The sequence below is a fragment of the Maribacter taeanensis genome (assembly GCF_047345145.1).
Taxonomy (GTDB): domain Bacteria; phylum Bacteroidota; class Bacteroidia; order Flavobacteriales; family Flavobacteriaceae; genus Maribacter_C.
Genome location: NZ_JBLFER010000001.1, coordinates 682380 through 705889, shown reverse-complemented (window position 1 = coordinate 705889; position 23510 = coordinate 682380). Strand labels below are relative to the sequence as shown.

Genomic DNA, 23510 nt, shown 5'->3' with positions numbered 1-23510 from the left:
AAGTTTAGAATTTCTTTTATTTTTTTTGGAATAAAAAAAGAACATGATATTTTCAGATTAAGCTTAGTACCATTTTAGAAAGCGGTTATTGATGGGTTAAAAGAAGGTTTTTAACGAATAAGCTCTTGTAATTTAAGGAGTTAGTCTTAATTTTTTTTTATTTTGAAGAATTGAAACACTAATTAGAATAGTTTAAGATGAGATTTAAAGAAATAGCAGCGATCGTTGTATGTGTTGTATTTGTTGGTTGTAGTAAGAAAGATAAAGTAGATGATACTCCGGTTCCTGTTCAAAAATATTCGGTTAGTGGCACAATTACTTCTCCTAGTGGTACTCCTTTAAATGGAGTACGCGTGGCTTTTGATGGAAAAGAAGAATATGAAGATATAACCGATGCAGCAGGTAAATTCAGTTTTGGTCAAATCGAAAAAGGAACTACTGATCTGTATTTCGATGGAAAGCCACAACGCTTCTTAAATATGCGAGACCGACGTGTTGAAGTTGGCAACGCTGATTTAACATTTGATAAAATGCTTATTCCATGGGAGATTGAAGAGGTTGATTTTTTTACTCAGGGCTTTATTGACAATGAAGAAAAAATATTTTCACTAATTCGCTATAATTTTGATGAACTAAAAATGCAACCTTCAGATTTCAAAAATCTGATAGGCTCAATTCATCTACCCAAATACGAAACTTTATTAACCTCAGTACAAAGAGAAGAAGAGATTGAAGCCTCTGTTTCGTTTTATTCAATGCCTAATGACACTGAATATACCGATTTAAATAATGAAAATATAATGTACGAAGACGTCCTTAGTTGGAGAAAAATACTTACCATTTCTACAACCACGACGCCCTTAGGTGTCCTTAATCCTGTAAAAGTTAACTTAGCTCAGGCTTATGCAGATCATGCAGAGTATAATCATAGTGGCACAGTGATTATCGTTTCAGATGAGATCAATGAAACGCTAAGTGTTACTAGTGCTATAGATTTACTTGAAATCAGATTGCCATATGGCGATGATTATTAGTCTCAGAATTAGAGGGTTCTTCATAAAATATTTTAAGGTACTATTATCATTTCATAAATAATTCTTCGTAGTACCTATTTAAGGATAGTCTGAGTTAATAAAATAGTATTTCCTTTAAAATTTAAATAACTTATCGCTATTTGATATAACGTCGGGTTATAGAGCATTTTCTGCTCTATAATGTTCCGCGTTATGTAACTTGAGCTTTGATTAAAAGCGAAAGTTGTTACAATCTTCATTAATTTTTTTCTTTCTAAAAACTTTCTTCTCAAAAGGTAATGGAATACTCTTTGCCCAAGCGACGATAGGAGCGAAGTGGTAATGTGTACGGAATGGGAATTAGTCCGATATTTTATTATGCTCTCCTTTAGAAGCTATTGTATATGAAAAACATTGTGGCAACCCAAGAGGAATATCTCCTTTTTTTGTTATTTCAACTCCAAACTTCTTCATGTTAGCTTTTACAGAGTCTGTATAGAAAGGATTAGTTTCCATAATTTTAAATAAAGAGCCTCCTACCTTCAAAGATTCAATTAAAATCTCTCTACTTATTGAAGTGATTTTTTCAGTTTTCTCGTATTCGTAATCAACTTTATAAAATAGTTTGGTTAAGGCTTCCATTGCCAAAGTAGGTATACATCTAATTTTCTTTTGTTCTTCATAAACTTGAAAGTTAACACCTTCGCTTCCTCCAAAATGTAGACCATTTATATCAATTAAAATATTTTTAAATTCTTCAAAATATTCTTCTTTAAATTTCAGATAAATATTAGTTTCATTTTTCCAATTTTCAGCTATTCCGGGCTCCCTAATAAGTAGTATAATGTTATCATGCCACTCATAAATAGTCCGAAAAAATGGTTCTAAATCCAAATTGCCATCTTTATCTCTAGCCAAGAAATTTGACTTTAGTTGTGACCTTGTAGAAAGTTCATGTAAAACAGCATGAATTGAGATGATAATTCCATCAACATTCCAATCCGATATTAACGTTTTCGCAATATCTAATTTTACTTTGTCAAACAAATCACATTCAATAACCTCGATATCAATTTCATCAATTCTCTCATAATTATTTAGTTGAAATGGTACATACTTTTTCACAAAATCATGGACTGAATGAAAATCATATTCTAAGAGTAGGCCATAATTTGCTTTCGAATTTTCTATTTCAGTATAAAGTTCAGTACCATTTCCTCCTCCCAGAGAAACAAAAGCGTAATTTGAAATATCAATATCTAAATCCTTTAATTTAGCAAGAACTTGATGCCCCTTATTGATAGCGCTAATCTTTGAACCTGCTAAGTATTTTTCTTCGGTTAAGTCCTTGGATTCTTGAAAGTATTTGTCCAGAATAGATATTTTGCTTTTATTTTCCTTAATAAGATTTAACAGTTCTGAAGTTTTGGAGTCTAAATCTGCGATTTTTAACGGAAGACTTTTGTCCTCTTTCGAAATTTCCAGAAAATACGCTAGTGATTTTAGATTCTGCGCAATCTTTACAAGACTCTTATACATATTATATGGTAACGTGGATATTAAACTCGTATAAATTTAAAAAAGGAACGTTGGTAGAATGTTCTTTGTTCTTCGGACCAAAATTAAAAATTGGAAAATATGCTAGAGGCTTTTTTTCAACATATTCTAAAACTGATAATATTTTATTTAACGTTCCACCAGAGTACCCAAACTCATCCATAATAACAATTTCTCCAGGTAATAATCGCAACCTGTCATAAAAAACTGGATATTCTTCTTTTATAAATGTGAGATTTGGAGTCTCGTTTTTAGAGATACTAATTTTGTCTAAAATTTTACGTGGAATCCCTAAGTATTCAATCTCCTTCAACTGATGTAATGTTTCAGCAAAATAGCCTGATGCTGTCTCTTCCAATTTTATTTCATTGCCAGCACGCTTTTGAGCATTTTTATTCGAAGTTTCATCTGGAAATATGATAACCAAGTCGGCACTATTAAGTTTTGAATTATTCTTAATTGCAGTAGAATATTTTATGGCTAAATAAGCCGAATTATTCTCAATCAATTTTCTTGTATCTGGCTTCAATGGAATTTCTTGTACATATGGTTTTTCTCTTTCAACGGAAAAGGTTTCTGGCATATAATCCGCTTCATCACACATCGTCCAAGCCTCAAAACTGCTTAAAACATCATCATTAATGAAACTAGTATCGTCATATTTATTAAGCTCCAATCTTTTACACATAGGGCAACTGTCTCCCAATTTTTCATATCGTGTTTGTTTTACTTCTAGGAAATAATCAAATTCAAGGTTCTCATCTTCAGACAATTTTATTAATGCCAATTTCTCAGCACTATCAACTTCTAAATACGCATTGTTATCTACAACTATAATGGCAAGAATTTTAATATTCGCTTTGGGGAACTTCTTTTTGACCAAACTTAGTTTTTCTCGTAAAACTTTACCCGTATTAATAAAATCAAAAACCAATAATATGTTATCACTTGAAGTAAAATCTTCCTCCATAGCATCAGTTTTCGTGAAATCTTTATATTTTAAGTCATAATCATTTTTTAATTCTTGTAACTCTGAATCTAAGAGCAAAATAGAATCATCTAACCAAGGTGATGTTACAGAATCATAAATAATTCTATCTACATTAAATTTTTTTTGGCTGAAGTCTAAGATTTTATGTAACAATAAGTCCTGAATGTCGTTAACACAATCATTGCCATCATAAAAGAACTTATTACATTCAAGTATTTCCTCCTTTTCATCATTATTTTTATGCTTAATAAAATGACCGATTTTTCTAATCAGTTTAAACTTTGTTCTCTTCAGCGCATTTTTAGTGAAACTATCAAATGAAAAAGTCTTATTAAAGGAAACATGATCAGCAGAATCTTTGAATCTTTTCTTTTTATCTATTAGCAAAATTTTGCCATCAACAAAATGCGGGTTTAAAATTGATAGGACATCAATGTTTGAATTGATATCTTCAATAATAATAACAAATCTTGTTTTATTTACTGGAGAAGAATTATTCAATATTTCATCAATCCAACTAAATAAAAATAACATTGTAGTATTTCGAAAGCTATATTTTATATCGACAACAATTAAATCCTTATTTGGGATCAAAGAGAATTGACTATCTAAAAGACCTTCCTCCTTTAAAAAATAATTTAATTCAATCTTAAGAATGTTTGAAGAATTTAATTTTTTATAAGATATAGGTATTGTTTTCCTTGATAAGGAACTTTCCTTAACTTTATCTAATTTTTCCTTAAAATAGTTTGAAAAGAATGATTGATAATATTCTAACTCTTCTGAGGAAACATCTTGATGTATATTCGTTCCAAACGCGAATTTTGCTAAATGTAATTGTCCCATTATGATTCTTCTAAGGGCAATTTAACTGTAATCATGTTTCCCATAAATTTCAGCTCGTTTGTCTCGTATTTTCTGAGAGAGCATTTACATTTAAAATCAACATCTTCTGCTCCGTTTTCGTATTTTCTTTTAAAGAAAAGTAAATCATTATGTTCAATGGCACCTCCTTTTCTTGCAGGGGTTATTTCCAATAAATAATCATCGGTTCTAAGGTGAATAGACCCCTGTAAATCTTTAATTACTGCTTTTAGAAGAAGTGAAAGACCTAAGCCAGACCCTGATGTTGTATCAAAATCAGAATGAGTAACAGTGTTTTCTGATAAGTCATTGTTAGGCATTCGTGAAATTCCTGGAAAAAACGAACTTAATAATATTTCATCCGGCGAAGAATTTTTATTTGGTAGATAGTTAAAGAATAAGTCCTCATTCTCAACTTCATTATTGTAATTTTTCCTGACTATTCTAAACCATGACTTAAGATTAGCTTTTTTCGCAACTTTAAATGATTCCTCAGCTCTAATATTTTTTAAATCAAGAATAGAATCAGTCAAAGTTTTTATTATACTATCTCCATTGTCCCATAAAACCACCGTGTAATATCGCTTCCCTGTTTTAGATCTGCTGTTTTTGGTATAATCATAAAAAGAACCAATAACAAGATTGTTTGAAGATGGATGATTAGCCGCATTTGTAAGACATTCAAATATTATTGTGTTTGCCAATAAGTTTCCTATAGGCTGTTTTTCAATAAGGTTTTTTTGCAAAACATCAGTAATGAGTTTTTCTGTTGTCCACTTTCTTCTTTGTTTTTTAAGTGCAAGTAGTTTCTGCTTTTCCTCTTTAAATGGCTCACATATTAATGAAAAAAAACCTTTTTTCACTAAACTTTTTAATTGTTCCTCTTTGTAATATTTACTGAAGAAATCTTTACTTAAATCGACAAAATAAGTTACTCCATCAATTAAGAACGTAGGCTTAGAAGTTTCAATTGATTGATTAACAAAAAACTGATGAATACTCTTTCCTGTTAATTCCTCTATAATCTCATAAAATCGCCATGTGAACAAAAATATTCTTACATCATTTTCCAATGGACGTTTAATTCTGGTTCTGAGATTCGTTTTTTCTCTTTTATAAATTAATTGAGCTAAAAAAACTAAAGTAGTTAATTGAATATATGAAACATCCTCAAAACTTATAACTAAAGTTCTGCTGTAGCTATTGCTATCATATATTTCATGAAAATGTTTTTCTACCCTTCCAACATATGAATATTCTGGTAGAGCAATTTCTAAATAACTGTTTTCTTTCTCTATTGTGGTCAATGTTTTGGAAATTTCAAATTTTGCAAAAAGAGGATTGCCAAAGTACAAAAACACAATCTATTATAAAAGCATGTTAGTCAATATTTTGTGATAGTCAGATAAGATAAAGACTATTGCATTGTAAAGTTATTTTACTACTTTTTTAATCTTGGTTACTGTTCTAGGTAAATAATTACTTGTTAAAAAATAGTATATTTAAACTCTCCTCAGACTAAAATTTCAGTACTTGATTTAAAACTTATCAATGTTTATAAAAGAGATTTTGAAATACTCTTTGTGAGAAGATAATTTATACAAAGAATAATGAAATTAGAAGTAATTAAAAATACAATACAGTCAAGTAATATTAATTTTTTAATAGGTTCAGGCTTGTCAAGACCATATCTTATTACCCTTGGTAAGATTGAATTATTTCTTGAAGAACTAGAGAAAGATAGTACTCTAAATAAGCTTGAACGTTATTTAATCAAAGCTTCAATTTATAAGATATATTTTGAACAAGTAATGAACAAGTGTCTTGATGACTATTCAAAAACAGTAGCTGAGAAACAAGATTACGAAGAAGTTTTAGGAAATTATGAAGATTTTTTACTAAACATCAATGTAATTTTATTGAAGCGATACACACCTATTCTAAACAAACAGGTAAATCTATTTACAACAAATATTGATTTGTTCTTTGAAAAGGCTCTTGAGAGCACTATGGTCGAATTCAATGATGGATTTAAGGGTAGAATAAAACCTACTTTTAACTTAAGCAACTTTCAAAAATCTTATAATAAAACAAGCTTACATTATAAAAACACTTCTGAAATTCCTGTTTTCAACTTAAACAAATTACATGGTTCTTTAAGTTGGAAAAGAGAAAAGGAGCAAATAATTTTTTCTAATCAAAAGGAACATATTGAAGTTCGTGACACTCTTTCAAAGTTTCATACAAATTGTTTCATAACAATAGATGAAAAAGATGATTTTGCGAAACTAATCTTAAATGCCAAAGCTAAAATTAAGGAGTTAGACAAAACACAACAGGAAGAAGTCATTAATAAAATAGATGACTTTTTTAATGCTTACGAAGACCTTCAACTTGTAAACCCAACTAAAGAAAAATTCAAGACTACTATATTAAACAATTACTATTATGAACTTTTAAGGTTGTATGCTAATGAAATGGAAAAAGAAAATTCTGTTCTATTTGTACTTGGATTTTCATTTGCCGATGAACATATAAGAGAAATTACAATAAGGGCAGCGAATTCCAATCCAACTTTACAAATTTATGTTATCGCACATAATGAAAATTCTAAAAAAGATGTGTCTGAAACTCTTGGTGTTAGTAAAAATCACTTGCATAATAATAATTTAAAAATTATTGACCCAGTTGATTTTTATTCTAATAATAAAGAAGATATGGATATAAAAAGTTTTAGTGAATTTGGTTTCTCTGAAATTAATGAAATGATTTTTTTTCCACTTAAAAATAAAGTAACACCAAAAATCATTTAGAATGTCGAAGAAAATTGGGGTTACAGAACAAACTCTATTAAAGGATTCTATTTTTAGAATAGGTAAGGTTTTTTCTGTAGAAGGTAGAGTTATTAAAATAAGCGTTGATAAACAAAAAAATGCATCTCATTTACTATATAAAGGCGAATTATTAAAAAATGTAAGTGTTGGTAGTAATTTAAAAATAGTAAAAGGTTTTATTGCAATTATAGCCAAGGTAGAAAGCGAGCAAATAAGGGAAGATCAAATATTTAATGTAAAATATTCAAAAGCAGAAAACAAAATTCATAGAATTTTGGTTGTAAAGCTGCTAGGCTATATTGAAAATAACAAGTTTATAGGTGGCATTAATGAATTACCATTAATAGATAATGAATGTCATTTACTTGATAAAGAAGAAGCACAGAGCATTCACAATTTTGTTCCAGAAGAGGATGTTCCACTAGAATTAGGCACGCTTGCTTTGGAGACTGGTCAGACCATTAGTTTAGGAGTTAACGCCTTATTTGCTAGCCATATAGGTATTTTTGGAAATACAGGAAGTGGTAAATCCTATACGTTAGCAAAACTTTATCGCACTTTATTTAAACGGTTTGAAAACGAAAAAAAGTTTCGTGAAAATGCCAAATTCCTTTTATTTGATTTTAATGGTGAGTACAATGACGATAATGCTATAGTTGAAGCAAAGCATGTTATTAATCTTTCAACTAAAACACAAGAAGGCAATGAAAAATTAGAATTTAGTGAAGCTGATTTGTTAGATGTTGAGCTATTTTCGATCATGGCAAGTGCAACGGAAAAAACACAACGTCCATTTTTGGCTAGAACATTAAATTTTTATAAAACTGTTTCAAGTTCTGATGATGCATTACGATTCTTTAAAAACATGCTTCGTAAAAGAGTCGTTGACATACTCAAAATGTCGGATAAAGTTAGAGCATTATTATTACTTGATTACTTAAAGGAGATTCTTCCAAAATCTTATGATGACAATGGAATTGAGAGAGATTTAACAGAAGATTTAGAATTTCATAATAAGTCGGCGGAGTTTATGTTGGATGGAGTTTTTTTAAGGTCTACACCTAATGAAATAGAGAATACTATAATACATAGGCATGTAGATAGCTATGAGTTTACAGACAATTTCATATCAAAAATCATTGATTTCCTTTATTTGCAATTAATCTATGATGTTATTAGTAGCCGAGCTCAAAATGAGCATATAGCCCCAGCTATCAATAAATTAAGGAGTTTTCAAAAGGATATTGGTAAAGTAATTCGAGTTGTCAAAGATGAAAGTTCAGATTTTTGGAATGATAATTATTTTACCATAATCAATTTAAACAATGCAAATTTAAATATTAAGAAACTAGTTCCTTTGCTGGTATCCTACAAACTATATTCAGAACATAAAAAAAAGAAAATTAATCAGACGAATAGTTCGTTGAATATAATAATAGATGAAGCACATAATATATTGTCATACGCATCTCAAAGAGAAAGTGAAACTTGGAAAGATTATCGTTTAGAAACATTTGAAGAAATAATAAAAGAAGGTAGGAAATTTGGTGTTTTCCTGACAATTGCAAGTCAAAGGCCTTCTGATATTTCCTCTACAATTATTTCTCAATTGCACAATTATTTTCTGCATAGGTTGATTAATAGTAAAGACATAAATGCCATTGAAAAAACTGTATCCTACTTAGATAAAGTTTCATTTGAGGCTTTACCAGTTTTAGCTACTGGTACATGTGTGGTTGCTGGTCTAGCTGCTCAAATTCCAGTTATTATTAAAGTTAATTCTATAGAAAAAAAGTACGAACCTAATAATAAGACCATTGATTTAGTAAGTAAATGGTCTGATAATATAGATAATAATGAAAAATAAAGATAGTTTTCAAAGCTGTTAAGGATATAGGCTTATAAACCAAAGGTTTTCTATGAATATATTTTTTTTGACCTAAGAGAGTTTTGGCAAAACAATAGGCGAGGGGAGCGGCCATATTTTAGGGGACTGGTTACAAGTTTTCTTGATGATTGAAAAGATTCATAAACCTTAAAGCAATCTTAAGAGTTACAATGGATCCTAAAATATAGTGATTGAGCCGTACATTGTTTCCAAAATTATCTGTAAGCCTTGATTTTTTTGTTTCTTTTTTTATCAAGAAAAAAAGAAAAACTAAATAAAAACCGAAATGATGAATAAGAAAAAGACAGTATATATTCTTGGTGCAGGATTCTCAATAGAAGCCAATGCACCATCACAAGAAAGATTGGTGTCTGAAATATTCAAAATACAGAAATCAAATCCTGACGTCTTTAAAGCAAATAAATTCCGAGAATTTCAGGATTTTTTAAGCTCAACAATAAGTATACCCAATGAGCTGCAGGAAACAATTCCTTTGGAAGATATATTTACTCCTTTGGATAGTTGCATTGCAGGTAACTTATCTTATAAAAATCTAAGTGTTTCCGAATTAAAACAAAAACGTCAGTTGATATTCAAACTGATTGGACTTACTCTTCAATATTTATTAAAAAATTCAGATAAACACTATATTGATACTTTCGCAAAGTATTTGGTAAAACAATCAATAAAAAGAATCGACAATAACTATAAAAAGGTTGACCCAGTTTCCGTAATTAGCGCAAATTGGGACATTCTTTTAGATAATTCGATTTACAACGAGATTAGACATTGTGGAGAACTTGGTGTTGTTGATTATTGTTGTTACATCAGTTCATATGATAAAGAAGACAAAACTGTTAAACCAGGATTAGAAATACTTGGAAAAGGTGGATTCAACGTCAAATTATTGAAATTACATGGTTCATTAAATTGGCTTCAATGTCCAAAATGCCATAGAATTTATGTGAAATTTAACGAGAAAATCGCTATGAATCCATATGGTAATATTACTAAACCTACATGCAGACATTGTAACTATAATTTTGGAAAATTTGAGTCACACCACTTGAATTCAAATCTGATAATGCCAACATTTTTAAAAGATTTGTCAAATCCACAATACAAGATAATCTGGCAAAATGCAGGAATAGAATTATCAGAGGCAAAAAAAATTGTGTTTATAGGATATTCATTACCGCAAGCAGATTTTGAAATGAGACAACTTTTGTCGAGAATGGTTGATAAAAATACTGAAATAGAAGTTGTAGATTATAGAAATGATGATTATCCTGAGACTTATGATACATTACTGAAAAATTTTCGACAATTTTTTGGAAGAGAAATTATTGGTCATGAAAAAGGAGCTTCAACTTATATTTACGAATATATAAAACCGAGCATTTAATAGGAATCCTATTTTACATAATGTTAGAAGTACTTAAAGAAAAGATTCAAACAAGACGGGAGGTTAGCAAGGGCTAAGAAATTATCGCACAGCGTAATTTTTAGCTGTTGCGGCAAGCTGACGAGAATGCAGTAGAAAAAAAACTTGCACACATTTCCTTGAATACGAGAATTTTAAACCAATCTAAAAGGTTAGCTTTTAAATGGCGTTGGCAAGCGATGGAAAATTGTGTTTAAAATAAATTGCCTGAGCAATTTGATTTTAAAAAGCAATCGAGTGCTTGGTAGCGGCTATTTTACATAACGACTAATTATGGGACAAATGAAAATATGCGTCGCAGACACCGCTTAAAAAAGTTTGATGACCCTGTTGTAAGTTTTAATTGATTCTCAGCGGTTTAAGGGATATTTTACATAATATAGAATTATGAATTACAACTAAGATGCGGACCCTGAATTACTTACGTTTACTTTTGTATCATAATTTATATTATGTAAAATAGAATATTTTAAACCCACTACTTTCAAGGCCAACGCTCCGTCTCGCCGTCTTTCTAAATCATCCACCGGATGATTCATAAAGTACGCGTATGTAAAATAGAATATTTTAAACCCAATGCAATCAAGGCCTACATACTCCATCTCGCCGACTTTTATATAATCCACAGGATAATCTAAAAGCTCGCGTATGTAAATAGAATTATTTATGTTTCGAAGTATGATACGGAGCGCTTAGTGAGCAACACGAGTTTTATCACATTCACTTCGTTCAGAATATGTTGTAGAATTTGTATTTAGCGTACAGACCGCATCGCTTTCATTCATCGGGACTATCTTTCTATCCTGAGTAGTATCAAAAGCTATAAATAACAGGAAAATGCCCCCTAACCAAAGGCTGTAGAAAATTAAGAAATTACGGTGTTTTTTCATACAATTACAAGTATAACTTTATATCCGACAGCTTCGTATATTAAAAATGGTAATCTTTTCCTAAAATAATGAACTCTATACCTTTAGTCCAACATGGGTCTAAAAATCCAATACACCTCCATTGTATTTCTTTAAAAATTAGTGTACAAAAAAAGCCCCTCAACTATTGAGGGGCTTCAGTTTTAAAGTTTAAGCGTCTTATTCTATAACTCTTACGTCAACTGCGTTTAATCCTTTTTTTCCTTGGGTTAGCTCGAATTCTACTTCATCGCCTTCACGAATCTCGTCTACTAATCCTGAAATGTGAACAAAATGTTCGGTGTTTGAACCTTCTTCTGTAATAAATCCGAAGCCTTTGGCATCGTTGAAGAATTTTACTGTTCCTTTACTCATTGTAATCTAATTTAATATTAATAATTACAAAGGGTATTTCAATTATGATGCCACAAATTTAGTATCACTTATTATTTCTCCTTCTCACAAACAATCATTAAATTTTAAAAACTAAAACTGTTTTCTTTAAATAGCTACTACCCGCTCCAATACCATATGAACTAAGGCCAAAATCTACTCCTTTTTGATGTCCGTTGCGTTAAGAATGGTGCCTGTATATCTTATTCTAGTCCGATGTGAAGAGGCAACGGAAATCGTACTTGAAAGATTAGGATTGATTTGCGTAGTAATCTGAAAAGTCTCCGATTTGTCTCCAATACTAAAGCGTAAATCATAAGCATTGCTTTTTTCGTCTTTTACAATTTTCATATCCTTAGGAATACCTTGAAATACAATCCCAGGTTTATTGTTATATCCCCCACCCATTTGCCGTTCACCAAAATAAGATAAGTTGGCAGACACTGAATCTCCATGTATTTTTAGAAAATTTGCACTGCTTGATACATCAATCTGACCAATATTACTTCCTGGAGGCAACATACCGCTCGAGGCAACCTGACTCATCGATTGAGTCACCATAGGGTGCGCAAATTTTGCGCGAAATTCAAGATCTTTTGTTGCAATCATCTGATCTAAATCTGGGTTTGCTTCTTGAACACTTTTTGAAGCACCACAACATATAAGAAGTAGCGTAATTCCCAATATCATGAGTATTCTGAGCATTTTCATAGGGTTCATTTTATTCTTAAGATACGAAATAATCTTTATGCGCTGCACGCTATACGTCGTACGCTTTGCGCAAAACGTATTACAAATATGCGATATGCGATATGCGTGTAGCGCATAGCGTTTAGCGGATATGACTTCCGGCGTTTACATCGATGGTTGCCCCAGTGGCATGATCCATTCCTCCGCTGCACATGAGTGCGATTAAGGGGGCTAAATCTTGAGGAGTCGTTAAAATATTAAGTGCAATTTCATTCAGTACTCTTTCTTCGCCATGGGTTTCAATAAATTGTTCCGCCATTTGGGTTCTTGTAAATCCTGGAGAAACTATGAAGGATTTTATATTTTGTTTCCCAAACGAACGTGCAACACTTCTGGCTAGTGAAGTTAGTCCACCTTTTGAGGCTGCATAGGCTAGATATTCTTCGGTTTCACCTCGAAAAACTGCTCTACTCCCTATATAAATAAAGCGCCCCTCTCCTATTTTTTGAAAATGATCGAGACCCAATTTGGTAAGTAATCCCACGGAATCTAAATTAATCGCCATGGTTTTTTTCCAAACTTTTAACCAGTCTTTGGTATCTGATGTAGCGGAATGTTTTAGGAAAACTCCCGCATTTAAAATAACTACATCGATTTTCTTAAAATGCGCTTCTACCCTTTCAAAAAGTGAAAACACTTCGTTTTCTTGTGATAAGTCCGCTTGAAAAGTTTTTGCAGTTCCTTGATACGCTTCTGCCAAATTTTCGGCGGAAGCCCTGTTGCCATTATAATGCACCGCAACCTTCGCTCCCATTTCTAGTAAATAAGCGGCTAGCCCCTTCCCTATTCCGTCTGAAGCTCCGGTGAGCAATATGGTTTTGCCTTTAAGATCTATCTTGGTCATTCTAAAAAGATATCAAATGCCTACTGTTTATTCAAATTATCGAGTTTATTTTTTGCGGAACGCCCAGTCATACCCTCAGGATCTAATTCCATTATCTTTTTATAACTCTCTTTAGCCTTATCGATTTGGTTTAATTGTTCTTGGGCTGCAGCAAGATTATACCAAGCTCCCACAGACTCCGGATAAAAATCGGCCACCAGTTGCAATATGAAAATACCTCCCTCAGGATTTCCATTGGTCAATAATCTATAGCCTGCTGTTCCGAATTCTTCCTGAAAATCGTAGTATTTATAGGCAGGATCGTTTGCAACCTGAAAGCCCGCTCTCTTTACCTCGTCAAATTTCCCAGCAACAAACAAATCCGTAAGGTGTTGCATAGGATCCAAAATAAAACCCGTTTCAGTATAGTTCATAGCAGCATCTAAAATCACATCTTGATTGGTGCGATAATCTTCAAAGGTCATTTCCTTTGCGATATGAGGTAGTGTCCATTCCCTACCATCCCATGGCGATTTGTCTTGCCACCAGGCATAGGATAGATAGGCATTGATGCCAGAGTTGGGTAATGTTACTTTTTTAGCATCGCCATAAAAATTCTCATTCTCCGAAGTAGGTTCGCCTACAATAATTGCTTCGGTATAATTTCCAATTTCATTGGTCAGGTTTTGACAAGCAGAAAACGTATTGCGCCCAATAATATAAAAGAACTTCCCCCGCTGATTAATCTCAGGTCGTGCCATAAGGCCTTTAATTAAAGGTTTGTTGTTATAATTATTCCCACCTCCATTCAATCGAACATCATACACCAACTTCTCAACCGAATTGGTATCAATAAAACCGAAAAGACGCTTGTAAAAATCGGCTAAGGTTTCTTTCTCATCATTGAATACTGAACTCTGACGTACATATAGCGTTTTGGAGTCTTCCAAATATTCAAAAAAGTATAACTTTTCATATAAATGCTTTAGAAATAGGGGTGTTTTTGTCTGGTCACGAGCACTTACCCACTTTTCATTAGGAATGGTGAATCCATATCCTCTTGACATTTTTTCCAGAGGAATCGTTCCAAATGTATGTTGGAAAACTTTTCCGTCTTTTTCTAAGGTTAAGGCTATCTCGTTCCTTAACTCGGGAATAACACCTTGCGCATGTAAAACTGTGGGCACGGTGAGAAACCGGAGTCCATAACCTTTAAAATATTGATCATTCTCTGCGGGTACTACAGGTCGTATGGCTTTTAAAGCTTCTTCAATAGGAGTTTCACCAATTTTTATCAATTTCGCACCTAAGGCTTTTTCATTTCCCTTCTGTACTCCTTCTATAAATATACCATCTTCAAAATGATACAAATTGACTGCTAGTACGGCTTCTTCGGCCAAGGTACTAAACGGAATCTGCGTATGTCCGTATTCAAAAAAGGAAACCATTCGGGTAAGGCCTACTTTAATTTCGTGAACTTCCATCGAAGGAATAGCCGCATGCAATTTATCAATTTCGGCATCAAAAGCATCGGCTTTTACTTTCTTAAACAGAAATGGATAGTCTTTGTGAATCGTTTTTTGAAGGAATCTTAAATCTTCTTGCCACTCTTCAGCGGTTAAGGTTTTTTGTGCGGTGCTGTCCGAAGTAAATAGAAAAAATACTGCAACAGAGCATAAGATTGTTTTAAAAAGTAATTTGAATTTCATGATGGTCATTTTTAGATTGATACTAATGAGTCACAAAGATGTTGTTTCATGTTACACTTTGCTTAGAAAAAGTACCCAATTGTAGAATTTTGTTCTTGAATCGTTAAAAGTATCTGTGTAAAACCCTTTTTTGGAATTACATTTCTGTAGACATATCATCTTCGGAAGCTTCGTAATCATTTACCCAAACCCTAAAGGGATTGATTCCGAGACCTCAATCAGCAAAAAAGGTCCTCTCTTTAGGTCGTGGCAAAGACTTTTTTGATGTTATTTTTATTTCCGAAGGTAATCATCTGTGCCATCCAACCAGTCTTTGCGAATGGGCGCCCAGGTGTCTATTTCTTCTACGTCACCAATCATTAAAGCTTCATGGGGCACATGTGCAGGAATTACGACAGACTCCCCTGCATTCAAATCAAAAGTCTGTTCTTTGTTCGCACCAAACCAGAAACGAATGGTTCCAGAAATTACTTGGGTTATCTGTTCATTTTCATGATCATGAAGCGGGACGAGAAATCCATCTTTAAATTGCATTCTAGCAATCATTACTTTCTCTCCATAGAGCAATTTTCGTTTCATTTTGGGAGCAACTTGCTCTGAGGGAATATCATCCCAATGTACTTTTTGTACCATCTTCAAGTGTTTTAAAATCGATCAACAAGAACAAAAGCTGTTTTGACAGCGTTTTGATCAGAACCATAATCCGTCCAAGCGAAATAGATCTTATCATCATGTTTTTCCATTTGAGGGAAACCCGATTTACGAGAAGCATCCATTTCTGTGATGATGAGCTCCTCCCCTTTACTGCCATCTCGATGGACTCGCATCGCTTTGAATTGCGCCATACCTTGAAAAGACTCCATCCAACTGACAATTGCGGTTTGCTCGTCCACAAGCACAATATCAACTCTTCCCATGGTATTCTTTTCAGAAACCACAATAGCATTCTCAAAATTAGCGCCTCCATCCGTAGAAAAAATCACCTTCACTTTCGGTTCCGCATTTGCTCCTGTAAACCAAGCCATTGCAAGCGTATTCCCTATAGCAGATGCTTTGGGTCCGTTTACTGGGCAACCTTTAATTTCCCAATTGTCAGCAAATACTATTTTTGGGGTGGTCCAATTCCCGTTTTCTAAGCGCACGATACTCATATCGCGGACTTCGTCTTCCGAACGATCACGGTACATTACTACTGGTCCGTTTGCAGTCATTGCAGCAGTTGTCTGACAACAATCACAGATACGTGCGTCTAGTTCAGTTTCATTTTGTATTTCACCTGTAACCGAAACTTCAGCCGCTCTTAAGGTCATAGCACCGCTATTTCCGTTTTCGTCTTCCTCAGTATTTCTGCCATCGAGCCATGTGATGAAAAAACTTTTCTTATAGGGCAAGACGCTTACAAAACCATGTTCTGTAGGTGTATTATCAGTATGTAGTGGTAGGTTCGTTTTCCATTGTTTTTCCCCTTCGGGAAGCAGATTTAGTTTGACATCATAGGAATAGGTTCCTGCGGATGATTTTTTCAAAACATGAGAAATTAAACTACCATTGTTTTCTGCTATTGCCGGAAAGTCGGCCCAATTCACAAACCAATCGTTACCTTGTAAAATATTCTGAGCAGGTTGCCACTCCCCTTTCATAAATTCTGAATAGTGTACCCGTGTTACACTATCATTCTCTTTTTCCGCCCATGACATCAGAAGCTTCTCCTCATTAGAAAATAGAAAAGGTAGAGAACTCTTAATTTCTGCTGGTGAAATCATTTCGTTTACTAAGGTAACCTCCTTTTGAACGGCTTCCTTACAAGAAATAAGTCCAAAGACAAACATGAAGAGAAGAAAAGTAATTCTCATTATTGGATGTTCTTTAATTTTTGAATGATTTCTGGGGAATTCCATTCCGTAGCACCATCCATACGTTCTACCTTCTCCCCTTTTTCGTTGTAGATAAAAGTAGCAGGAAGCGCTGTAATTTCTTCGGAAGTCAGAGAACCATTGAATTTCACAAAGTTGAGATCAAAGCCCCTTTTCTGTTGAAATGCTTTGATTTTCGCTACGGATTGATCTGATGCAAAAAGAAATACATAGTTTTCTTTATCCAAAAGTGTTTGTGCTTCTACCATTGAGGGCATTTCCTCAATACAAGGCTTGCACCAGGTGGCCCAATAGTTCAAGAGTATTCTTTTGCCTTTGTAATCTGAAAGTTCAATTGGTTTGCCCTCTAAATCTTCATAGGTGCTTTTTGGTTCATTCTCCTCAGTTAAAATATCTACAACAACCTCTTGTTTTTCTGTTTGCGTAGCAGGTTGTACAATTTCTTTGGGTGTTTCTTTACAGGCAGAAATGCTAATGAAACAAAGAACACTAGTGACAAGTTTAAATTTCATAGACTATGGGTATTACAGTCTACCGAAAGTACCAAAAATTCCCATCACATAAAATGGAGATGTACCATTAAATGAAAAAGCTATTTGGCTTTTCTTGAAAGTTTCTTCTGGTATTTTGATTGTATGATATCGATTACTACCAAAACGACAATTACAAAGTAGAAAGTAGTTTTGCTCATTGGGGTCACTTCATTTCCGAATAGTTTGAGATGTGCCAAGTGTCCGCCTTCAGATAGCAGCATAATCCCAACAATAAAGAGAATAAAGAGCCCTAAAACCTCATACATTCTATTCTTTTTTAGAAATTCTGACACTTTACCAGATAACCATATCATAAGCACTCCCCCAATAATAATGGCTGTTGTCATTACCCAAAACACATTCGTAAGGGCCATGGCGCTAAGAATAGAATCAAAAGAAAACACCAAATTCATTATAACTATCGAGAAGATAATCATGTTTATGCTTTTAGGATTACTATCACTTACAAGATGCTCATCCTCTAATCGCAACATATGCCAAATCTCTTTAACGGCTGTATACATAATAAAAATACCTCCTAACAAAACAATCAGACTATGTATATTGAACTGTCCTTCTAAAATGTTAGTAAAATCAAAACCAAAAATTGGATCTTGAAAATAGGCGATTACACGAATCAGAACGAACAGCAATACGATACGTAAAATAATAGCTAAACCAATACCTAAGGTCCGTACACGCTTTTGATCTTTTTCGGGAGCACGTTTCGATTCTAATGAAATATACAAGAGGTTATCTAAGCCTAAAACCGCTTGTAATAATGTAAGCATTGCTAAAGTGATAAAATTGTCAAGTGTAAAAAGACCTTCCATGGGTATAGGGGTTTAGTTGGTAATTGTGATAAAGGTGCCAAATATAAAAGAATTTAGAAAAATCAATCCTTAAATAGAGTCTAGATATCGAACGTAGAAAAACCGTATTATATTTCGCAACTTTCGATTGACGGTTTCTTCCTATCTTTAAATCAAATTACTTTGCTGCTAAATGACTCCAAAACCGGAATACGCCTATATCGCTTTTGATGTTTTTCCATCACAAAAAGGGGCAGCAACGCATATTGACCATTGTTTAAAAGCACTCCAAAATACCTTCGCCACAGGAATACTTATTTGTCTCGGAACAGAAGAAATGCCTTCATTTCAATACGATTCGGAAAGAAAACTTTATGTCTACCGCTTTAAAGAAAAGATTCGTAACTTTTTAGAGCGTACGCAACAATTTCAAAATACCGTAACGAAACTGCTACAACTCCCACTGGCTGAATACGTAAAACTGGTTCATTTTAGAGATGTTTGGGGAGGCGTAGCATCCTTAAACACTAATGTGAAATTCCATACAGTTTTTGAAGTGAATGCCTTTTCACATTTGGAGTTACCAAATCGATATTCAAATAGTAGTCCGGCTGCTCTCGCAAAAATCAAAAAATTAGAGAAACGTTGTCTTCTAGACAGTACAGCAATAATTACCCCTTCGCCTATTACCAAGAGTTTTATGGTAAAGACTTTCGATACCAATCCTAAGAAAATAACGGTTATTCCTAACGGAGTGAGCATTTTCAAAACCAAAAAGAACACACCCAAAAGTCGCTATATTTTATATTTTGGAGCTTTTCAAAAGTGGCAAGGCATTAAAACACTATTCAAGGCGTTTAAAGAACTAAATGACCTTGATTTGCGGCTTATGCTCTGTTCTTCTGTTCCTCAAAAACGAATTGAAGTATATCAAGATTTAGCAAGAGACATCGGCATATTTGAAAGAATAGATTGGTTTTTTGAGTTGAATAAAAAGGAATTGGCACAAAAGATCAAGGATGCTTTTTTGACGGTAGCACCATTAACAGCATGTAATCGTAATATAGTTCAAGGATGTAACCCTCTTAAGGTCTTAGAATCAATGAGCTATGGAACACCAGTGGTTGCCTCAAAACTACCCGTTATTGAACATCTTATAGAAGATGGAGAAACAGGATTTTTAGTCCCTCCAGACCGACCACAATTACTAGGAAGACGGATAAGAACCTTAATGGAGCGAGAAAAATTAGTAGGACAAGTGGGAAGCAAAGCGAAGAAAAGTATAGAAGAAAAGTATCTTTGGGAAGATCAAGAACTAAAAATGAAAAACCTTTACCTGAATCTTGAATATGTTTGAAAAGGCCTTACAACTAGATAGCAAATTATTCTCAAAGGAAAAGCGAATTCGCGCGAAAAGACCTAGTGAATATTGGTTGGTTTTTCTTAAAAAACAAGCTTTAACACAGCAAAAAGAGGGTTACTCATGGGCTATGTTGTTATTCTTGATTCCTATTTTAGTTTTTATTTTCATCATTTATTCTATTTTTAGCGATGGCTCAAACGGGAATACTGACTACGGCAATTGGTTTCTGGGTTTATTTGTTTTTTTCATTTTTATATCTGTGGTCGTACTATTTCTTCACGCAGGCCGAAAGCGCGCTTTTGTAGCCCCTAATGCCTTTGACCATTTAGCAAAGTTTATCGTAAAAATTAAAGGAGATACCTTTAAAAATCTAATCGGCATTAGCTTAGACCTTTCTCCTATTGAAAACGAAGCTAATTCAATGGACCTAAAATTGTTAGGGCTAAAGGAAACTAGACAAACGAAATTCAAACCCTATCAACTGGAAAGATACCAAGCTAATTTACGCTTGAAAGATGATAGTTTTTGCACAGCTTCTTTATACCAGATTTCCTTGAAAACGACAACTACAAAGCGCCGTAGCAGTGGAAAAACAAAGACCAAATCAAAGCACAAGCACAAATTTTATTACATCCTTTCTTTAAAATTAAAAGCGTCGGATTATCAAATAATAGAACCACAAGAAATCATTGGGCATAAAGGCCAATATGAAGTTTCTCATCGTAAAGAAAACGGATTCCTAATGGTTAAGATAAAATTTAAAGAGAAGCTACTGGCGCTTCCAACTAAAATCACGGCAAAACAAAAGAAGAAAGCATCAATTTTTACAGAGATGATGGAATATCTATTTAAAAACAAAATTGTTGTACCAAAATCGAACAAACCAAAAACATTTTAAAAATTTCCTATGAGTTGCGAGCAAAAATCAGGAGTGTTTTTAAATAAGAGTTGCAGCCGTACGGTTACCAACACTTGCAGTAACTGTGATAAGAAGACTTGCCATGTCCATTTTCATCGATTTGATGAAAGTGATTTGTGCGAAGATTGTTATTGGGAAAAATATCTTTACGCAGAAGAGAAGAAAAACAACTATAACCCTGAGATTTATGACGATTCCGATGGTACAATTATTAGCTCTTCTAGTTCCTCCAATGATTCGGAGGACGCAGGTTTCGATGGCGGATTTGGTGGTGGTGGATTTGGCGGAGGCGGTGCCGCCGGAACATGGACCGATGGTGACGCAAAAGGTTTTGAAGAGACCGATTCTACGGGAGGATTACTAAATAGCGATGAAACGTTTTACTATAGCTAGTTCATGAACATACTTTGGTTTACTGAAAATTTCCCTCCTAATAAAGGAGGTATGGCCCGTAGTTGTGATCGTATTGTTTCCAACCTACGAAAGCACCATCAGGTAGATGTATATCATTTTACAAATAAAATAAAACCTTTTATATCTCAAGCCAATATAGGCGGGTCATATACCGCGGTTCCGGTTTATGAAGATGCTTCACATACCTTGAATGTGCTATGGTCTTATATTTCAGCTCAGAAACAGTATTCGAAAACCACTGTGTTTGTGGCTTATGGTAGTCATCTTAGCTTAAAAGGTATTCCATTGTATGCAAAATGGCTCAAGTTACCCTATTTGCTTTGCTTAAGGGGAAACGATTTTGATACTGCCATTTTTTCTAATAAAAAGCCAGACTTATTGTACGCCATAAAAAATGCTGAAGCTGTAGCATGTGTAAGTAGCGAAAAAGTTGAACGTATCAAGAACATGGACTTAAATGATAAGTTGTTTTTTACTCCGAACTCGATAGATGCCAGCAGCTGGGAAATTTTGGATGCCGATCTGTCTTTAGCAAAAGATACCAGAACAGGTTTTACAGTAACAAAAACAACTGTTATAGGCCTTGTTGGTTATTTAAAACAAAAAAAAGGTGTCGACTTTTTTATAACCACTCTTTTGAAATCAGAGCTTTCAACCAACATGCATTTGCGTATTGTAGGTGAATTAGAACCTGAAATAGAAAATAAACTTCAAGAATGGAACCTATCTTACTCTGTTGTTGTACCTGAATCACAAAGTGAGTTGATGGCCAATTATCTAAGTTGCGATGCTATTGCCATTCCATCTATATATGATGGCATGCCCAATGTACTTTTTGAAGCGGGAATACTTGGTGTGCCTATTTTAGCTTCTAAGGCTGGTGGATTGCCTGATGTACTTGATGATACCAATGCATTTCTGTTTGATCCCTTGTCGGAAGAATCATTATTAGCATGTATTTCTCAGTTCTACAGGGCAACAGATGAGAATTTGCATGAAGCAAGCAAACGCCTGAAAACCAAACTCATGCAGGAATTCACTCCTGAAAAAGAAGTGAAAAACTATTTAAAAATATTTAAACAAATACATAACTAATTTCATATAAACATTTAATCATGAATACATTAAATACTAAAATAACGCAGCTAAAATATATTTTCATTGCCTTGCTCACCGTAGCCTTTATCAGTTGTAAAAATGCAAATACAACAAATACCAGTGTGGGTAATCTAACTTCTAAAATGACAAAACCAGATAAGAAAAAATACTTTGACAGCAGTAATTCTGTGGTTTATGAAGTGAAGTATAAAGATGATGGTTTTAAGTTGCGTACTGCTTCTTCCGATTTATTATGGAAGGTAAAATTATACGATAGTAAAGTAAAAATTAGTGACAACGAGGAGAATTTGAATCCTTATGAAATCAAAAAGATGGATACTGGGGAATCAAAACTAGAGAAAAACGATATGACTATCGAACGAAGCACGACTGAAGATGCTCGAAATCTGGTATATAAGATTGATGAAATACCTCAAGACCAGCAAGAAATACTTATTTCCGAATTAAAAGAAAAAGGCTTTTGATTGCTTTTTATGTGCAAGGTGGAGGTTTGGGTCACCTTTCTAGAACACATAAGTTGATTCAATATCTCGAAATTGATTCAAAAGATGTGCTTATTATTACTCCCTCCGCTTTTAAACATCATTTTAAACAATACCAATTTATTCCGATTTCTTGGAATTCAAGTCCAGCTATATGGTCGAATATACTAATAGAACACCTTACTAAACATAATATACAGTTTTGTTATATCGACACTTTCCCGCTAGGAATGAAAGGAGAATTAATTTCAGTTTACAAAGCCTTGCCAAAAATTTCATTTGTATACACCTGTCGGATTTTAAAATGGGAAAAGTATTTAAATGATATGCCTGAAACCTTTGCCCCTAATTTCTTTAAAACAATATTATTAGAAAATTTGAGTGAAGTCCATGTAAATTGGATAAAAGCGGCATCAAAACAAATCAATAAGGTTTTGTTTCCGATTAGTACAATCACAGAACATAAAACGCTTGCTAAAGACCCTTATGGACTTATCATACACTCCGGAGGAATAAAAGATGTAATTTCTTTGTGTACAAAAGTAAAAGCCGTTATGCCGTCAAACATAAAGTCCATTTTTGTCTTTACACAAGTAACTGCTGAGTTTGATGATAAAAGGTTTCAATTTCGAATACAAGAATATCCTGTACAAGCATACTTCAAAAATGCTACCCATATTTATACTGCAGCTGGGTTCAATCTGATTAATGAGTTGGCTTCATACCATGAAAAGCATACGATTTTCCCTATAGAACGTTTGTATGATGATCAATTTTTTAGAGCTAAAAACAGCGGTAACTTACTTGCGAAATAAGTACT

General features: G+C 33.4%; 22 protein-coding genes. 10 read left to right on the top strand and 12 right to left on the bottom strand.

Translation table 11 applies throughout. The annotated features are described in order from the left end of the window. Positions 1 to 197: 197 nt before the first annotated feature. Positions 198 to 1034 carry a carboxypeptidase-like regulatory domain-containing protein gene (locus ACKWCD_RS03045; RefSeq protein ID WP_413982455.1) on the top strand — a complete coding sequence of 279 codons (837 nt, stop codon included), beginning with the start codon at positions 198 to 200 and terminating at the stop codon, positions 1032 to 1034. Positions 1035 to 1373: 339 nt separating this feature from the next. On the opposite strand, the gene ACKWCD_RS03040 is transcribed toward ACKWCD_RS03045, so the two are convergent. From ACKWCD_RS03040 to ACKWCD_RS03030, 3 genes are read right to left on the bottom strand one after another with little or no spacing between them, the layout of a single operon-like run. Continuing rightward, entirely contained in the window at positions 1374 to 2552 is a 1179-nt protein-coding gene (locus ACKWCD_RS03040) for a hypothetical protein (RefSeq protein WP_413982454.1), read from the bottom strand. 1 nt (position 2553) lies between these two features. Further along, on the bottom strand, positions 2554 to 4407 hold the full coding sequence (locus tag ACKWCD_RS03035) for a hypothetical protein (protein WP_413982453.1): 1854 nt from the start codon (positions 4405 to 4407) through the stop codon (positions 2554 to 2556). Beyond that, positions 4407 to 5732, bottom strand: a complete 1326-nt coding sequence (locus ACKWCD_RS03030) for a hypothetical protein (RefSeq protein ID WP_413982452.1) — start codon at positions 5730 to 5732, stop codon at positions 4407 to 4409. Before ACKWCD_RS03030 ends, ACKWCD_RS03035 begins: the two co-directional genes overlap by 1 nt. 303 nt (positions 5733 to 6035) lie before the next feature. Here ACKWCD_RS03030 and ACKWCD_RS03025 point away from each other — a divergent pair, with 303 nt between their 5' ends. The 3 genes from ACKWCD_RS03025 to ACKWCD_RS03015 all read left to right on the top strand — a co-directional run bounded on the left by ACKWCD_RS03025 (position 6036) and on the right by ACKWCD_RS03015 (position 10552). After that, positions 6036 to 7238 (top strand): SIR2 family protein, encoded by a 1203-nt coding sequence (locus ACKWCD_RS03025; RefSeq protein WP_413982451.1) that lies wholly within the window; start codon positions 6036 to 6038, stop codon positions 7236 to 7238. Between the two features lies 1 nt (position 7239). Then, positions 7240 to 9126, top strand: a complete 1887-nt coding sequence (locus ACKWCD_RS03020) for an ATP-binding protein (protein ID WP_413982450.1) — start codon at positions 7240 to 7242, stop codon at positions 9124 to 9126. Positions 9127 to 9433: 307 nt separating this feature from the next. Continuing rightward, positions 9434 to 10552, top strand: coding sequence for a hypothetical protein (locus ACKWCD_RS03015; protein ID WP_413982449.1), 1119 nt, complete (start codon positions 9434 to 9436; stop codon positions 10550 to 10552). Positions 10553 to 10989: 437 nt separating this feature from the next. On the opposite strand, the gene ACKWCD_RS03010 is transcribed toward ACKWCD_RS03015, so the two are convergent. The 9 genes from ACKWCD_RS03010 to ACKWCD_RS02970 all read right to left on the bottom strand — a co-directional run bounded on the left by ACKWCD_RS03010 (position 10990) and on the right by ACKWCD_RS02970 (position 18414). Further along, the gene (locus ACKWCD_RS03010; protein ID WP_413982448.1) at positions 10990 to 11217 is read right to left on the bottom strand and encodes a hypothetical protein; all 228 of its coding nucleotides are present in this window, start codon (positions 11215 to 11217) and stop codon (positions 10990 to 10992) included. A gap of 462 nt (positions 11218 to 11679) precedes the next feature. Next, positions 11680 to 11874, bottom strand: a complete 195-nt coding sequence (locus ACKWCD_RS03005; RefSeq protein WP_413982447.1) for a cold-shock protein — start codon at positions 11872 to 11874, stop codon at positions 11680 to 11682. Between the two features lie 174 nt (positions 11875 to 12048). Beyond that, positions 12049 to 12597, bottom strand: coding sequence for a DUF4251 domain-containing protein (locus ACKWCD_RS03000; RefSeq protein ID WP_413982446.1), 549 nt, complete (start codon positions 12595 to 12597; stop codon positions 12049 to 12051). A gap of 127 nt (positions 12598 to 12724) precedes the next feature. Continuing rightward, positions 12725 to 13486, bottom strand: a complete 762-nt coding sequence (locus tag ACKWCD_RS02995) for an SDR family NAD(P)-dependent oxidoreductase (protein ID WP_413982445.1) — start codon at positions 13484 to 13486, stop codon at positions 12725 to 12727. Between the two features lie 20 nt (positions 13487 to 13506). Further along, entirely contained in the window at positions 13507 to 15174 is a 1668-nt protein-coding gene (locus ACKWCD_RS02990) for a tetratricopeptide repeat protein (RefSeq protein ID WP_413982444.1), read from the bottom strand. A 273-nt stretch (positions 15175 to 15447) separates the two neighbouring features. Next, entirely contained in the window at positions 15448 to 15807 is a 360-nt protein-coding gene (locus ACKWCD_RS02985) for a cupin domain-containing protein (protein ID WP_413982443.1), read from the bottom strand. An 11-nt stretch (positions 15808 to 15818) separates the two neighbouring features. Then, entirely contained in the window at positions 15819 to 17027 is a 1209-nt protein-coding gene (locus ACKWCD_RS02980; RefSeq protein ID WP_413982442.1) for a hypothetical protein, read from the bottom strand. After that, a complete protein-coding gene (locus ACKWCD_RS02975; protein WP_413982441.1) occupies positions 17027 to 17560 on the bottom strand; it encodes a TlpA family protein disulfide reductase in 534 nt (177 codons plus the stop codon). Before ACKWCD_RS02975 ends, ACKWCD_RS02980 begins: the two co-directional genes overlap by 1 nt. 80 nt (positions 17561 to 17640) lie before the next feature. Then, positions 17641 to 18414 (bottom strand): TerC family protein, encoded by a 774-nt coding sequence (locus tag ACKWCD_RS02970; RefSeq protein ID WP_413982440.1) that lies wholly within the window; start codon positions 18412 to 18414, stop codon positions 17641 to 17643. Positions 18415 to 18586: 172 nt separating this feature from the next. Between ACKWCD_RS02970 and ACKWCD_RS02965 the strand changes: the two genes are divergently transcribed. Genes ACKWCD_RS02965 through ACKWCD_RS02940 form a run of 6 tightly spaced genes read left to right on the top strand, consistent with a single transcriptional unit; the run spans position 18587 to position 23505 of the window. Beyond that, a complete protein-coding gene (locus ACKWCD_RS02965) occupies positions 18587 to 19750 on the top strand; it encodes a glycosyltransferase family 4 protein (RefSeq protein WP_413982439.1) in 1164 nt (387 codons plus the stop codon). Continuing rightward, complete coding sequence (locus ACKWCD_RS02960) at positions 19743 to 20654, top strand: hypothetical protein (protein ID WP_413982438.1); 912 nt, start codon at positions 19743 to 19745, stop codon at positions 20652 to 20654. Before ACKWCD_RS02965 ends, ACKWCD_RS02960 begins: the two co-directional genes overlap by 8 nt. Before the next feature lie 9 nt (positions 20655 to 20663). Beyond that, entirely contained in the window at positions 20664 to 21068 is a 405-nt protein-coding gene (locus ACKWCD_RS02955) for a hypothetical protein (protein WP_413982437.1), read from the top strand. 3 nt (positions 21069 to 21071) lie between these two features. Beyond that, complete coding sequence (locus ACKWCD_RS02950) at positions 21072 to 22184, top strand: glycosyltransferase family 4 protein (protein WP_413982436.1); 1113 nt, start codon at positions 21072 to 21074, stop codon at positions 22182 to 22184. A 20-nt stretch (positions 22185 to 22204) separates the two neighbouring features. Beyond that, positions 22205 to 22672 (top strand): hypothetical protein, encoded by a 468-nt coding sequence (locus tag ACKWCD_RS02945; protein ID WP_413982435.1) that lies wholly within the window; start codon positions 22205 to 22207, stop codon positions 22670 to 22672. Continuing rightward, complete coding sequence (locus ACKWCD_RS02940; RefSeq protein WP_413982434.1) at positions 22669 to 23505, top strand: hypothetical protein; 837 nt, start codon at positions 22669 to 22671, stop codon at positions 23503 to 23505. The genes ACKWCD_RS02945 and ACKWCD_RS02940 overlap by 4 nt, the downstream gene beginning before the upstream one ends. Positions 23506 to 23510 lie beyond the last annotated feature (5 nt).

Bases quoted from the DNA above. Each gene is read 5' to 3' on its own strand.
- ACKWCD_RS03015 (WP_413982449.1), top strand. From the start codon at position 9,434: ATGATGAATAAGAAAAAGACAGTATATATTCTTGGTGCAGGATTCTCA.
- ACKWCD_RS02995 (WP_413982445.1), bottom strand. From the start codon at position 13,486: ATGACCAAGATAGATCTTAAAGGCAAAACCATATTGCTCACCGGAGCT.
- ACKWCD_RS03035 (WP_413982453.1), bottom strand. From the start codon at position 4,407: ATGGGACAATTACATTTAGCAAAATTCGCGTTTGGAACGAATATACAT.
- ACKWCD_RS02985 (WP_413982443.1), bottom strand. From the start codon at position 15,807: ATGGTACAAAAAGTACATTGGGATGATATTCCCTCAGAGCAAGTTGCT.
- ACKWCD_RS03045 (WP_413982455.1), top strand. From the start codon at position 198: ATGAGATTTAAAGAAATAGCAGCGATCGTTGTATGTGTTGTATTTGTT.
- ACKWCD_RS02945 (WP_413982435.1), top strand. From the start codon at position 22,205: ATGAATACATTAAATACTAAAATAACGCAGCTAAAATATATTTTCATT.
- ACKWCD_RS02990 (WP_413982444.1), bottom strand. From the start codon at position 15,174: ATGAAATTCAAATTACTTTTTAAAACAATCTTATGCTCTGTTGCAGTA.
- ACKWCD_RS03020 (WP_413982450.1), top strand. From the start codon at position 7,240: ATGTCGAAGAAAATTGGGGTTACAGAACAAACTCTATTAAAGGATTCT.
- ACKWCD_RS03005 (WP_413982447.1), bottom strand. From the start codon at position 11,874: ATGAGTAAAGGAACAGTAAAATTCTTCAACGATGCCAAAGGCTTCGGA.
- ACKWCD_RS02960 (WP_413982438.1), top strand. From the start codon at position 19,743: ATGTTTGAAAAGGCCTTACAACTAGATAGCAAATTATTCTCAAAGGAA.
- ACKWCD_RS02955 (WP_413982437.1), top strand. From the start codon at position 20,664: ATGAGTTGCGAGCAAAAATCAGGAGTGTTTTTAAATAAGAGTTGCAGC.
- ACKWCD_RS02980 (WP_413982442.1), bottom strand. From the start codon at position 17,027: ATGAGAATTACTTTTCTTCTCTTCATGTTTGTCTTTGGACTTATTTCT.
- ACKWCD_RS02950 (WP_413982436.1), top strand. From the start codon at position 21,072: ATGAACATACTTTGGTTTACTGAAAATTTCCCTCCTAATAAAGGAGGT.
- ACKWCD_RS03025 (WP_413982451.1), top strand. From the start codon at position 6,036: ATGAAATTAGAAGTAATTAAAAATACAATACAGTCAAGTAATATTAAT.
- ACKWCD_RS02975 (WP_413982441.1), bottom strand. From the start codon at position 17,560: ATGAAATTTAAACTTGTCACTAGTGTTCTTTGTTTCATTAGCATTTCT.
- ACKWCD_RS02970 (WP_413982440.1), bottom strand. From the start codon at position 18,414: ATGGAAGGTCTTTTTACACTTGACAATTTTATCACTTTAGCAATGCTT.
- ACKWCD_RS03000 (WP_413982446.1), bottom strand. From the start codon at position 12,597: ATGCTCAGAATACTCATGATATTGGGAATTACGCTACTTCTTATATGT.
- ACKWCD_RS02965 (WP_413982439.1), top strand. From the start codon at position 18,587: ATGACTCCAAAACCGGAATACGCCTATATCGCTTTTGATGTTTTTCCA.
- ACKWCD_RS03040 (WP_413982454.1), bottom strand. From the start codon at position 2,552: ATGTATAAGAGTCTTGTAAAGATTGCGCAGAATCTAAAATCACTAGCG.